11 protein-coding genes are annotated in these 13,335 nt (G+C 37.9%); 6 read left to right on the forward strand and 5 right to left on the reverse strand.

The annotated features are described in order from the left end of the window. Nucleotides 1–7 precede the first annotated feature (7 nt). Nucleotides 8–841, reverse strand: a complete 834-nt coding sequence (locus ACN0NP_RS06045; protein WP_423216968.1) for an AraC family transcriptional regulator — start codon at nt 839–841, stop codon at nt 8–10. Between the two features lie 109 nt (nt 842–950). Here ACN0NP_RS06045 and ACN0NP_RS06050 point away from each other — a divergent pair, with 109 nt between their 5' ends. The 6 genes from ACN0NP_RS06050 (at nt 951) to dexB (ending at nt 9,582) form a co-directional block, all read left to right on the forward strand. After that, on the forward strand, nt 951–3,113 hold the full coding sequence (locus tag ACN0NP_RS06050; RefSeq protein WP_423216969.1) for an alpha-galactosidase: 2,163 nt from the start codon (nt 951–953) through the stop codon (nt 3,111–3,113). 11 nt (nt 3,114–3,124) lie between these two features. Beyond that, on the forward strand, nt 3,125–4,396 hold the full coding sequence (locus ACN0NP_RS06055) for an extracellular solute-binding protein (protein ID WP_423216970.1): 1,272 nt from the start codon (nt 3,125–3,127) through the stop codon (nt 4,394–4,396). A 12-nt stretch (nt 4,397–4,408) separates the two neighbouring features. After that, complete coding sequence (locus ACN0NP_RS06060; protein WP_021141582.1) at nt 4,409–5,275, forward strand: carbohydrate ABC transporter permease; 867 nt, start codon at nt 4,409–4,411, stop codon at nt 5,273–5,275. A 9-nt stretch (nt 5,276–5,284) separates the two neighbouring features. Next, nucleotides 5,285–6,118: a carbohydrate ABC transporter permease gene (locus ACN0NP_RS06065; protein ID WP_003063108.1), complete on the forward strand. Its 834-nt coding sequence runs from the start codon at nt 5,285–5,287 to the stop codon at nt 6,116–6,118. A gap of 287 nt (nt 6,119–6,405) precedes the next feature. Continuing rightward, a complete protein-coding gene (gene gtfA, locus ACN0NP_RS06070; protein ID WP_423216971.1) occupies nt 6,406–7,851 on the forward strand; it encodes a sucrose phosphorylase in 1,446 nt (481 codons plus the stop codon). 120 nt (nt 7,852–7,971) lie between these two features. After that, nucleotides 7,972–9,582, forward strand: a complete 1,611-nt coding sequence (gene dexB / locus ACN0NP_RS06075; RefSeq protein ID WP_423216972.1) for a glucan 1,6-alpha-glucosidase DexB — start codon at nt 7,972–7,974, stop codon at nt 9,580–9,582. A gap of 120 nt (nt 9,583–9,702) precedes the next feature. On the opposite strand, the gene ACN0NP_RS06080 is transcribed toward dexB, so the two are convergent. The 4 genes from ACN0NP_RS06080 to ACN0NP_RS06095 are packed head-to-tail and all read right to left on the reverse strand — an operon-like array spanning nt 9,703 to nt 13,330. Further along, on the reverse strand, nt 9,703–10,347 hold the full coding sequence (locus ACN0NP_RS06080; RefSeq protein WP_423216973.1) for an Imm59 family immunity protein: 645 nt from the start codon (nt 10,345–10,347) through the stop codon (nt 9,703–9,705). A 2-nt stretch (nt 10,348–10,349) separates the two neighbouring features. Further along, nucleotides 10,350–12,347 (reverse strand): T7SS effector LXG polymorphic toxin, encoded by a 1,998-nt coding sequence (locus tag ACN0NP_RS06085; protein ID WP_423216974.1) that lies wholly within the window; start codon nt 12,345–12,347, stop codon nt 10,350–10,352. Next, nucleotides 12,348–13,043 (reverse strand): DUF4176 domain-containing protein, encoded by a 696-nt coding sequence (locus ACN0NP_RS06090; protein ID WP_423216975.1) that lies wholly within the window; start codon nt 13,041–13,043, stop codon nt 12,348–12,350. Then, the gene (locus ACN0NP_RS06095; protein ID WP_074534027.1) at nt 13,043–13,330 is read right to left on the reverse strand and encodes a hypothetical protein; all 288 of its coding nucleotides are present in this window, start codon (nt 13,328–13,330) and stop codon (nt 13,043–13,045) included. The genes ACN0NP_RS06090 and ACN0NP_RS06095 overlap by 1 nt, the downstream gene beginning before the upstream one ends. Nucleotides 13,331–13,335: the final 5 nt, after the last annotated feature.

Genomic DNA, 13,335 nt, shown 5'->3' on the forward strand with positions numbered 1-13,335 from the left:
TTTTGTTTTATTTTTTCAGCGCTTTTCGGTAATTGCTTGGGCTTTGTCCGAAATGTTTTTTGAAAGCCTTGCTGAAGGCGAGAGCGTCTGGAAAGCCTACAGCATTTGCGATTTCTGAGATGTGAAAAGTCGTGCTGGTAAGCAAATCAGTACTTTTTTCCATGCGGATTTGGATGAGATAATCCTTGAGAGAATAACCTGTTTCTTCTTTGAAAATCTTGTATAAGTAGGAGCGATTTAGATTGAGCTTTTTGGCAATATCACTGATTTTTAATGGATTTCCATATTGTGTGTGAATGATTTTTTTAGCTTGCTTGATGTAATTTTGAATCAAAATACTGCTATCAGACATTGCTTTGCTTGGAAATTCTTCTATTAGAAACGCTAGCAATTTGTAAAGTTCAGCAATCAGCTGAAGCTCTGTAATGTCATCGAGCTTTTGATCACGGAATTGTGTTAATTTGACTAGCTGATCGAGGATTTTAGAGTTGAGCGTTGAATGACAAAAATAGTGTTCAAGAAGTTGTGTTTTATTTAAGATGCTTTCAGCTTTTGAGCCACTAAATCCAACCCAAAGATAAGTCCAAGGGTGCTTGCTATCAGCTTGGTAGAAGGTCACTTTTCCTTTTGGCAAAATGAACATATCACCTGTTTTGAGTTCGGTCGTTGTGCCATCGATTTTGAAAGTTCCCTTGCCATCAACAATGAAATGAAGGACATAGTTATCCCTAACAGTAGGTCCAAAAGAGTAGTTTTTATCACAAATCTCAGCACCATAATGGTCGACGTTCAGGTCAAAATTATTCGTGTCAAATTCGTTGTAGGTATTTAGAACATTCAAAGTATCAACTCCTTTATAAACAACATTTTACCATATTTGCCCAACATGATACCATTCAAGAGGTAAATAAATGATGGTAAAATTTTAGTAAACAAAGGGAGGAATTATCATGGGAATTCGCATCGAAGGGAATCTTTTTTACATTCAAAGTAAAGAGATGTCAATGATTATCGAAAATAAAGAAGGGGATTTGCTTCTTCGTCATATTGGAGGCAAAATCGCCAAATATCACGGCTCAAACGCTATTTTGGAGAAGGACCACGCTTTTTCAGGAAATCCAACTCCAGATAACCGCACCTTTAGTTATGATACCCAACGCCAAGTTTTTGGCGTTCATGGGTTCGGAGATTTTCGACAACCATCTCTAAAAATAGCACACGCTAATAATGAATTGACACAATTTAAGTTAACATCTAGTGAGATTTTACACGGCGCAAAAGAAGCAACAGGATTACCTAATCCACATACGACAGAAGATGCCGAAACTTTGGTTTTGACACTTGAAGACAAAGTCGCTGCGCTAGAATTAAAACTTTACTACACTGCTTATGCTGATTGCAACACCATTTCAACTCATGCTGAGGTTCGAAATTTATCAGATAAAGCAGTTGTTATCAATCGTGCTTTGTCAACCATGCTTGATGTGCCAGCTTCTGATTATGATGTGGTGACATTGCAAGGTGCTTATGCGCGTGAAAAAACGGTTCGTCGTCAAAAAGTTGAACAAGGTATTTTTACAGTTGCTTCAAATCGCGGTGCTTCAGGTCATTCACATACACCTGCCATGATTTTATGTGACCACACAGCAACAGAAGATGCTGGTCAGGCTTTAGCTCTTCAACTGCTTTACAGCGGTAATTTCCAAGCTTTTGTCCAAAAAAATCAATTGAACGAAGTTCGTTTAGGTATCGGAATCAACGATGATAATTTTGCTTGGCAACTATCAGCTGGCGATAGCTTTGAAACACCAGTGGCTTTGATGACCTTTTCAAATCAAGGCCTTGGAAAACTCACTCAAGAAAGTCAATTGTTCATTCAAGATCACATCATGCCAAAACAATTTGCACATGCTGAACGTCCAATTCTCATTAACAATTGGGAAGCGACTTATTTTGATTTCAAAAAAGAAAAATTGCTTGATTTAGCTGACGAAGCAAGCAAACTTGGTATCGAGCTTTTTGTTCTTGATGACGGTTGGTTTGGTAACCGATTTGATGATAATCGTGCGCTTGGTGACTGGGTTGTCAACGAAGAAAAACTCGGTGGACATTTGAATGACTTGATTACTGAAGTGCATGCCAAAGGTTTGAAATTTGGTTTGTGGTTTGAACCAGAAATGATTTCTGTTGATAGTGACCTTTATCGTGCGCATCCAGATTGGGCTATTCAAGCTGAAGGTCGTGGTCATACTTATTCTCGTAATCAATTGGTGCTCAACCTTGCAAATCCTGATGTCGTAGCTTATATCAAGGCAGCTATTGATAAGATTTTGACAGAAAATGCTATTGATTATGTTAAATGGGATTATAACCGTAACATCACAAATATCGGAAATGGTGATACTTACCTTGCGACCCAAATGCAATCTCATGCTTACATGCTAGGTTTGTATGATTTGGTGTCTTATTTGACAGAAAAACATAGTAACATTCTCTTTGAATCTTGCTCAGGTGGCGGTGGTCGAAATGACCTTGGTATGATGCGCTATTTCCCACAAGTTTGGGCTAGTGACAATACTGATGCCATTTCACGTTTGCCAATCCAATACGGCTCAAGTTACCTTCACCCAACCATTTCAATGGGCTCTCACGTATCAGCAAGTCCTAATCACCAAATGGGACGCACAACACCGATTGAAACTCGCGGTAATGTTGCCATGATGGGAAATCTTGGCTATGAACTTGATTTGACAAGCTTGCCAGAAAGTGACAAAGAAGTGATTGCTGCTCAGGTTGCACACTACAAAGACATTCGACCAGTTGTCCAATTTGGAAAACAATATCGCCTCATCAATCCAGAAGCAGGTTCAAACGAAGCAGCGGTAGAATTTGTTTATGAAGATAAGGTTGTCATGACTTACGTTCGTACACTTTCAACGATTGAAACAATTGAAACAACACTTAAGCTGAAAGGCTTGGAAGAAGAAGCTCTTTACTGCTTGCAAGGAACAGACCAAGTCTTTTCAGGAGCAGAGCTCATGTACGCGGGCCTCACAGCGATTCTCCCACAAGGTGATTACCTCAGCAAACAATACTATTTCGTGAAACAATAAGGAGGTTTTCCATGAAATGGCCTAAACGATTAATAGTGACTGGAGTGGCAATGTTGACAGCGGCAGCTGCTTTGACATTGACAGCTTGTTCAAAAAGCAGTGATTCCTCTAATGGTGGTAAGGTAACTATCGAATATTTCAACCAAAAAACAGAAATGGTTGATACGCTAAAAGAAATCATTAAGGATTTTGAAAAAGAAAATCCTAACATTCACGTTAAAATGACCAGTGTGCCAAGTGCTGGTACTGTTCTAAAAACGCGTATGCTTGCAGGTGATGCTCCGGATGTCATTAACATTTACCCTCAGAACGTTGATTTTAAAGAGTGGGCAAAAGCAGGTTACTTTGAGAATATGACTGGAAAATCATACCTTGAAAACATCAAAAATCATTACGAAAAAAACTATGCTGTCAACGGCAAAATTTATAGCGTCCCGCTATCAGCCAACGTTTCAGGGATTTATTTTAACAAGACAAAATTTGAAGAATTAGGCCTCAAAGTTCCAGAAACGTGGGATGAATTTGAAACACTTGTTAAACAAATTAAAGCTGATGGTGAAACACCATTTGCGCTCGCTGGCAGTGAGGGTTGGACTTTAAATGGTTATCACCAATTAGCTTATATCAGTGTGACTGGCAGCGGTGATAAGGCAAATGATTATCTTCGTTTTTCTCCTGTTAATTCTATTTCAACTTCAGATAGTGAGGTTAAAGGGGTGCTAACGCGTCTAGATTTACTTGCTGATAAAGGAAATCAACAAACTAACTGGCAAGGTGCTTCCTACAATGATTCTGTAGTGGCGTTTGCGACTGGAAAAGCTTTGATGATGCCGGGTGGTTCATGGGCTTTAGCTGCCATTAAGCAACAAAATCCAGATTTTGAAGTATCAACATTTGCATTTCCTGGTGAAAAAGCTGGTCAGGAAGTAACTGTCGGTGCAGGTGATTTGGCTTTATCTATCTCATCATCAACTAAGCATAAAAAAGAATGTGAAACATTCATTTCTTATATGGCATCAGCAAAAGCTATGCAAAAATACTATGACGTTGATGGTTCACCAGTGTCTGTAGAAGGTGTGGTTGAAGATGATAAATCACCGCTTGCTTCTCTTTATAAGCTTGCTTTTACTGATAAACATTATGTTTGGCTTGGTGAAAATTGGACAAGCGAAGACGACTTCTTTAGTTTGACAGCCAATTATTTGATGAGCAAAGACGCTAAGCAATATACAGATGAATTAAATGCCTTTTTCAATCCGATGAAAGCCGATGTGACGAAGTAGGAGGAAACTAGAATGCGAAAATTTTTAAATAAATATTGGGGCTGGGTGTTCTTGATTGTTCCCTTGATTTTACAAGCAATTTTCTTCTATTTCCCAATGATTCAAGGTGCTTTTTATAGTTTTACAAACTGGACTGGATTAACTTACAATTTTGATTTTGTTGGTGTCAACAATTATAAAATTTTGCTAACAGATACTAAATTCTTTAAGGCTCTTGGCTTTACTTTGATTTTGACCATTGCGTTAATTGTCGGTGAAATTGTGATTGGTATCTGGGTGGCGCGTGCTTTGAATGCTAAAATCAAAGGTCAAACGTTCTTTAGAGCTTGGTTCTTTTTCCCAGCTGTTTTGTCAGGGTTGACAGTGTCTTTGATTTTTAAACAAGTTTTTAACTATGGTTTGCCTGCTATCGGCGAAGCTTTGAACATTGAATTTTTGAAAACAAGTCTTTTAGGAACAACTGGCGGTGCTGTTTTTGCAGCAATCTTTGTTATGTTGTGGCAAGGTGTTGCCATGCCGATTATTCTCTTCCTATCTGGTCTTCAAACCATTCCAAGTGAAATCACAGAAGCGGCCGCAATCGACGGTGCAAATAGCAAACAAACGTTCTGGAACATTGAATTACCATATCTGTTACCAAGTATTTCTATGGTCTTTATCATGGCACTAAAAGGTGGCTTAACAGCTTTTGACCAAATCTTTGCTTTAACTGGTGGTGGACCAAGCAATTCAACAACATCAATTGGACTTTTGGTTTACAATTATGCCTTTTCAAGTAACCAATACGGTTATGCTAACGCAATTGCCTTGATTCTTTTTGCCATCATTGTTCTTGTTTCAGTGTTGCAACTTAAATTATCAAGTCGTTTTGAAGTATAGGAGTGAGAGATGAAAAAAGAAGAACGTTATAATACTTTTTGGAAATATGTGCTCTTAATTGCGGGTTCAATTCTGATTTTGATTCCCTTATTAGCAACTGTCTTTAGTTCGTTTAAGACAACTAAGGATATCATGCAACATTTCTTTGCTTTTCCAAATCCTGTCACTCTAAGCAACTACACACGCTTGCTTGCTGACGGCATCGGACATTATTTCTTAAATTCAACGATTATCACCGTTGTATCAGTGATTTTGGTGACTTTATTTATTCCTGCGGCAGCCTATTCCATTGCACGTAATATGAGTAAAAAACGTGCTTTCAATATCATGTATAGTTTATTGATTTTGGGAATTTTTGTGCCATTTCAAGTTATCATGATTCCAATTACAGTGATGATGAGCCGACTTGGCTTGACAAATATTTGGGGTTTGATTATCTTGTACTTAACATATGCTGTACCACAAACCTTATTCTTGTATGTCGGATACATCAAGTTAAGTGTTCCTGACAGTTTGGATGAAGCAGCTGAGATTGATGGTGCTGATAAATTCACAACTTATCGCAAAATCGTCTTTCCAATGTTAAAACCAATGCACGCTACAACTTTGATTATCAATGCACTTTGGTTCTGGAATGACTTCATGCTTCCACTCTTGATGCTGAATAAATCATCAGACTCATGGTCATTGCCACTTTTCCAATACAACTACACAGGACAATACCTCAGCGACTATGGTCCAAGCTTTGCATCATATGTTGTCGGTATCATTACTATCACAATCGTTTACCTTATTTTCCAAAAACATATCATTTCAGGAATGAGCAACGGCGCAGTGAAGTAAGGATACAGAGGCCGTATAGCGAGCGTAGCAAAAATAGGAATTTTGACGAAGAACGTGTACGTTCTAGGAAAAAATTATCTTTTTTTGCACTGCTCGTAGGTCGTGTTCAACTTAACTTGATATAGTTGATGGCTGCTAAAGCAACTCATCAACTAACGCTAACCACTATGGCGGATTATCTAGCCACCTTACTAGCTCGAAAACAAAATAATATCGATTTTGTTTTCTCACGTCGTAACTTGTTATATTTGCTGGGTGCTAAAATCAAAAAGGGTAAAGGAGTAACTATGACAATACAAAATAAAACAATGCTTATTACTTACTCAGATAGTCTGGGAAAGAATTTGAAAGAACTAAATGAAAATCTTGGCAAGTATTTTGGAGAGGCGGTCGGAGGTGTCCATCTTTTGCCATTTTTCCCGTCAACAGGTGACCGTGGTTTTGCGCCAGTCGATTATGATGAGGTTGATGCTGCCTTTGGGGACTGGGATGACGTGAAAGCCTTGGGTGAGAAGTATTATCTCATGTTTGATTTCATGATTAACCACATTTCTCGTCAATCAAAATATTACAAAGATTATCAAGAAAAACATGAAGCTAGTGCTTATAAAGATTTGTTTTTAAATTGGGATAAATTTTGGCCAGAAAATCGTCCGACACAAGCTGATGTGGATTTGATTTACAAGCGTAAAGACCGCGCACCAAAACAAGAAATTCACTTTGCGGATGGTTCAGTTGAGCATCTCTGGAACACATTTGGTGAAGAGCAGATTGACCTTGATGTGACAAAAGATGTGACGATGGATTTCATTCGAAAGACCATTGAACATCTATCTGAAAATGGTTGCGACCTTATTCGATTAGATGCTTTTGCTTATGCAGTTAAAAAATTAGATACTAATGATTTCTTTGTAGAACCAGAAATCTGGGACTTGCTTGATAAAGTCCGTAGTATTGCTGCGGAATCTGGTACAGAGTTACTTCCAGAAATTCACGAGCATTATTCGATTCAGTTTAAAATCGCTGAGCACGATTACTATGTTTATGATTTTGCCCTTCCGATGGTGGTTCTTTATAGCCTTTACAGCGGAAATGTTAATCGTTTGGCGAAATGGCTTAAAATGTCTCCAATGAGACAATTTACGACACTCGATACGCACGATGGTATTGGAGTTGTTGACGTCAAAGATATCTTGACGGATGAGGAAATTGATTACACGTCAAATGAACTTTATAAAGTAGGTGCCAACGTTAACCGAAAATATTCAACAGCCGAGTATAATAATCTTGATATCTACCAGATCAATTCAACTTACTATTCTGCGCTTGGGGATGATGACAAGAAATATTTTCTAGCTCGTTTGATTCAAGCTTTTGCGCCAGGCATTCCACAAGTGTATTATGTTGGATTTTTGGCAGGGAAAAATGACCTTGAATTGTTAGAAAAAACAAAAGAAGGGCGCAATATTAATCGTCATTATTATAGCAGTAGCGAAATTGCAGAAGAAGTCAAACGTCCGGTTGTTCAAGCTTTGCTAAAACTATTTACTTTCCGTAATCAGTCAGCTGCTTTTGACCTTGATGGCAGTATTGAAGTTGATGAGCTTGATAGCCACACAATTCTTATTACACGCCGTAATCAAGGCAGTAGTGTTGTCGCACAAGCAAAGATTAATCTAAAAGATTTGACTTATCATGTCACAGAAAACGGTCAAGAAATTACCTTTCTATAAAGAAAAAAGCAAGGGGTGTCCTTGCTTTTCTTAGCATCTAGGTTCGAGTAATGCAAACGCTTGCGCAAAACAAAAGAAAAAGCTAAAATAGAGACAAAGAATTCTAAAATGAGGTGCGTTATGGAAAAACATTGGTGGCACAAAGCAACGATTTATCAAATTTATCCAAAATCTTTTAAGGACTCAAATGGTGATGGAGTTGGTGATTTAAAAGGAATTATCAGTAAGCTTGATTACCTGCAAAAACTTGGAATTACAGCGATCTGGCTCTCTCCAGTTTACCAGTCTCCAATGGATGATAATGGCTATGACATTTCAAATTATGAGGCGATTGCTGATATTTTTGGCGATATGTCTGATATGGAAGGATTGCTAGAAGAGGCAAAAGCGCGTGGTATCCGCATCATTATGGACTTAGTGGTTAATCACACGTCAGATGAGCACGCTTGGTTTATCGAAGCGCATGAAAATCCTGACAGCAAGTATCGTGATTTTTACATTTGGCGTGATAAACCTAATGAGCTCAATTCTATTTTTGGTGGTTCTGCTTGGGAATATGATGGCAAAACTGGGCAATACTATTTGCACTTTTTCAGTAAGAAACAACCTGATTTGAATTGGGAAAATCCGCTGTTACGCCAGTCTGTTTATGATATGATGAATCGCTGGATTGACAAAGGTATTTCTGGTTTTCGCATGGACGTGATTGACATGATTGGGAAGATTCCTGACCGCTTAATCTCAAATAATGGTCCAAAATTGCATGTCTATCTCAAAGAAATGCATCAAAAAACTTTAGCTGGGAAAGATTTGCTAACGGTTGGTGAAACTTGGGGAGCAACTCCGGAAATTGCTAAGAAGTATTCATCACCAGCTGAGAAAGAATTGTCCATGGTCTTCCAATTTGAGCATATCGGTCTTCAACACAAGCCAAACGCTTCAAAATGGGAATACGAAAAGGAGTTAAATGTTCCTGCACTCAAAGCTATTTTTAACAAATGGCAGACAGAACTGGAGCTTGGACAAGGATGGAATTCCCTTTTCTGGGACAATCATGATTTGCCTCGCGTGCTTTCTATCTGGGGTAACACAGACACTTACCGTGAAAAATCAGCTAAAGCGCTAGCTATTTCCCTACACTTGATGCGAGGAACGCCTTACATCTACCAAGGAGAAGAAATCGGCATGACTAACTATCCTTTCAAAGATTTGGGAGAAATTGATGATATCGAGTCGCTCAACTTTGCCAAAGAAGCCCTTGAAAATGGTAAGACGCCAGAAAAAATCATGGATAGCATTCGCATGATTGGTCGGGACAATGCTAGAACACCGATGCAGTGGGATAGTAGCAAGAATGCTGGCTTTTCAACGGCTGATAAAACTTGGTTACCAGTTAATCCCAATTACACAGAAATTAATGTACAAGCAGCTCTAGACAATCCAGATTCTATTTTCTACACTTACCAAAAACTCATCAAACTTCGCAAAGAAAATGATTGGTTGATTGATGCTGATTTTGAACTTTTAGAGGCAGCTGATAAAGTGTTTGCTTATCTCAGAAAAACTGCAGATGAAACTTATTTAGTAGTCGCAAACTTATCAAATCAAGTCCAAGCTTTTGAAACAACTCTTTCTTACCAAGAAACCATCATCAGCAATACCTCAGAGTTAACAGACTTTGAAAATCATGAACTCCAACCATGGGATGCTTTTTGTGTTAAGGTTGGATGAGTAAAATAAAAACCAGCTCTAAAGTAGGAGCTGGTTTTTTAATCTAATCTCACCGATAACAAAAGCAGCAGAATAAATCAGCAGATTTCATGGAAAGAGGCGTAACATGCGTCTCAGGGGTTATTCATTTAGTACAATTTCTAAAATAATTCCTCTTTCGGAAAGATTTTGTTGTTGTTTTTTCATGAATCGCATACCATTTTCACTAGGATGGTGTCTGAAACCAACTTGGATAATAATTTTATCAAAGTTTTCTCCACATTTTGAAACATAGCATTTTTCATCAATATATTCGAGATAAGTATTTAGTTTTTCCTCTAATTTTTGTAAATGCTCTTTTTCAGAAGTTCCTTCCCACTGATTTTCATCAAGGATAATGAGCTCTAAATTTCCATCTTCAATGTCGCAATAGTCAATAACTGTCGTAAACATTTCAATCGGTTTGTAGTCAGACCAAAGTGGAGAGTAGTATATTGGCTGTTTACCATCTTCAACTTTCCATCGATTTATTTCTATTGTTAAATCTAATAATTCGATAAATTTGTCTTTTGCTGAATTAAAATCTAAAAATTCGTATTTTCCCCTCACTGAAGCGCGATCCATTGTTGCATAAACTTGATAAACTTGTCTTGTTTTATCGTAATCAATGCGGGTCTCCCATTCATGAGGATTCCCTGCCTCAAAAATAGAATAGCGTAAAGTTTGATAATTGCGTTTTTCAATTTCTTCCAGTATTTCTTGTTTTTTTATTTGTAAATTTGGCATTATTATTTAATCTCCTTTAAAAATCCAAGCTCTTCATAAATTGAAACACTCGTTCCTAATTTGATTTGTTGTCCGCCACCTGCTCCAAATACTTCGGCAATTTCACCTATTTGAGGATTGTAAATATCTTCAGCAGAGAACTTATAAATATTCATAAGTTTTAAGATTTTGTCTTGCTTTTCTGGGTGCAAATTGTTAAATGCTTTTTCGTAGTTAGCTTTATTAATATCCATAGTAAATTGATATGTATGTTTTTCTAGATAACCTTCTGGATAAGGTAAGCCTCGAGATTCAAAAGAAAAAGATTTACCACCTATTATAGGACTAACAAAAGTTCCGCCTGAACTGCCATATCTATCTACTAATTGACCTGCTGTGATGTTAGCATCGCGTGTTATTGAATTTCCAGCAGCATCTAGGACGAATCCATCTCCTTTAGGCCAATTTATACTTCCATCTGGGTTTAAGAAATCTAATGAACGAACTAAAACAGGTTTTCCATCAACAGTTTCTGCAGAAAAGTAGGCTACTTCATTATTATTAAATCTTGCTACCTTATTACCAGCTTTATCAAAATAAATTTCATCAATTTTAAGAGTTTTAGAAGTACTTTTAATACTGTCAGTGGTAACAGTTTTTGAAAAATCATTTACTTTTAATTTTCCAAACAGCTTATTAAATTTAGAAACCTTCACCCCATCTTCAACTTTACCAACGGTTGAGGCGATTTCCTCGGTTTTGGTGAATTTAGCGAGGTTGCTTGCTTCGTCGACGTATTTGAGTTTGCCAACAGCAGCAGGGCCAACAAAAGTGGCGACATCGAAGAGGTAGCCACCGATTTTATAGTCATCCCCTGTTTTAATAGCGGATGCCAAGTCGCTTCCTACTTTTTCACCAGTTTTAGCAACAGCATTCCAAGCATCTGCATCAAGAGCTATTAGTCTAGTGCCAAACTCACTGGCAGCCCTCACATTGTTCCAAGCACCAGTCACATCAGCTTTAAGCCATTGAGGTGTTTTTTGCTTAAATAAGGTATTTCCACCCCATTCAATTCCTTCGAAAGCTAGTTGGCCAAGTTGAGCAGCGCCAAGGGCTAGTTGGTCAATGGTTTCACAAACACCATCGACAAAACCTAAGGCTGTTAGAGCTACCGATTTGTCAAGTTGTCCACCAAAAAAGTCCCAGTTTTGTTTTTCTAATGTTTTACGAGTTCCTTCAAAGAAATTGGCGTCTAAGTCTGCTTGACTTTGTAACCAGGCCACCACGGGATGCTGTTTAGCCCACTCTTTTCTGGCTTTTTGTTCAGCTTGTTCTTTAGCTAGTTTTTCTTGTTGTGTGAGTTGTTTGTCAACAGATTTGATGCTTTTAGCGAAATTGACATCACTGATAAAGCTAAGATACTGGCTGTCGGTGTATGGCAAATCAGTAGTCTGGCTAACTTGATTAACTTCTGTGTCAATGGCAGCAAGCAAGTCAGCAGAAGTAGGTGCAGTTCCACTACTATCAAAACTTGTGACTTTATCAATCGTCGTGTTTAAGAGCTGGCTTGCGGTGTCGCTGTCTGCATCGTAGTTACTCTGTGGCCCTGATAGTGAGATTAAATCACTGATACTAGCATAGATGCTAGAAATATTTTCCTCTTGTGCTCCATGTTGGTTTTTGAAATTGTTTAGATTATCTTTTAGTTGATTGAGATAATCTTCGTCTAGTATCGCACTATTTGAAGTTTCTCCGACGCTTGAGTGAAAGCTTGATAGCAGACTTGAAAACTCACTAGCCAGGACTTTTGACGTATCTGCTAAACCAACAAGGACAGCAGCATCAACATTGTTCAGTTGTTGGTAGATAGCTTGCCCAGTTTTTCCTTGGAGAGCTTCAGATGTGATGATTTTGTTGACGCTATTTTTGGCGTCTGTTAATTGTGTCTCTATTCGGCTGGCTTCTTGATTAAGTTTGTTAGCAGCCTTGTGGAGTTCTTCGAGGTCAACGTGAAATCCCATCTAGTCACCTCCCCCAGCTTTTTTGAGGAAAGCATAAGCTTCGTTTTTTGTCATAAATGACGTTGATAAACGTTTTTCTTGAAGCTGTGTTTGTTTTAATTTTTGACTAAATGATTTTTCGTAGTCGTCTTCATAACCACGCGCAACGACCTTTCCAATCATCATGTTTGTGATTGTCATTGGAGTGACTGGTGGGAAACCACCAAGCGGCCATAGCTGCGCTTGATAATCAACGACGTAATTTCCGATACTATCAGCAACAGGTAGTTTACGACCTGTGATAATCACCTTTGCTCCAGGAGTATGTGAGAACATTTCTCTGAGTTGATCTGGAAAGAGTCGCGTATCAAGTTCGACGACACTTCCTAGTGGCAGAATCTTACTGTAAACTGAGTCAATCAATCCCATAAAAATGAGAAAGTTTTCCAAAGACAGGGTGATTTTATATTGTTTATCACGTGTGATAATAACATTATCTTTTTTATAGTTAAAGTTTATTTCGATAGGGGCACCTAAAAATGCTTGATAGATGTAGCTTTCTTTATTTTGACAAAAAGCTATGTAGCATTCTCTAAGAATATCTAATTGTCCCCCAACGTATGTCCCAAATTGTATTAAGTCATCTGTTACCAAGTCAGAAAGCGCATCGTTTTCTGACAAAAGCTTAGTAAAAATTGTATTCAAATCTTCATTCATTATTTAAACCTAACCGTATTCCTCTTAATTTGATTAGCAGCTTTTTTATCTTCTGCGACAATCTTATCAGCCACTTTGGTCATTTTTTTAGCATTTGCTGCAGAGTATGTTTTGAAGTGTTCTAAAGTCGTGTTGAAGTTATTTTCGATATCAACAAAAGTTTTAAAACGTGTTAAGGTTGTCTTCCCAATAGAAGAAACCTTAATGTCTTCAATATCTGAAATGCCATTAGCCGCTGTAGAAACGAGGCTTTTCCAATTCTTTTCATCAAGACTAACTTTTACCATAAAAC

It is taken from the genome of Streptococcus equinus (assembly GCF_049393805.1).
Classification (GTDB): domain Bacteria; phylum Bacillota; class Bacilli; order Lactobacillales; family Streptococcaceae; genus Streptococcus; species Streptococcus equinus.

Excerpts from the sequence above, each read along its gene's own strand:
- ACN0NP_RS06050 (WP_423216969.1), top strand. The coding sequence starts at position 951 with ATGGGAATTCGCATCGAAGGGAATCTTTTTTACATTCAAAGTAAAGAG.
- ACN0NP_RS06055 (WP_423216970.1), top strand. The coding sequence starts at position 3,125 with ATGAAATGGCCTAAACGATTAATAGTGACTGGAGTGGCAATGTTGACA.
- ACN0NP_RS06060 (WP_021141582.1), top strand. The coding sequence starts at position 4,409 with ATGCGAAAATTTTTAAATAAATATTGGGGCTGGGTGTTCTTGATTGTT.
- ACN0NP_RS06065 (WP_003063108.1), top strand. The coding sequence starts at position 5,285 with ATGAAAAAAGAAGAACGTTATAATACTTTTTGGAAATATGTGCTCTTA.
- gtfA (WP_423216971.1), top strand. The coding sequence starts at position 6,406 with ATGACAATACAAAATAAAACAATGCTTATTACTTACTCAGATAGTCTG.
- dexB (WP_423216972.1), top strand. The coding sequence starts at position 7,972 with ATGGAAAAACATTGGTGGCACAAAGCAACGATTTATCAAATTTATCCA.
- ACN0NP_RS06080 (WP_423216973.1), bottom strand. The coding sequence starts at position 10,347 with ATGCCAAATTTACAAATAAAAAAACAAGAAATACTGGAAGAAATTGAA.
- ACN0NP_RS06085 (WP_423216974.1), bottom strand. The coding sequence starts at position 12,347 with ATGGGATTTCACGTTGACCTCGAAGAACTCCACAAGGCTGCTAACAAA.
- ACN0NP_RS06090 (WP_423216975.1), bottom strand. The coding sequence starts at position 13,043 with ATGAATGAAGATTTGAATACAATTTTTACTAAGCTTTTGTCAGAAAAC.
- ACN0NP_RS06095 (WP_074534027.1), bottom strand. The coding sequence starts at position 13,330 with ATGGTAAAAGTTAGTCTTGATGAAAAGAATTGGAAAAGCCTCGTTTCT.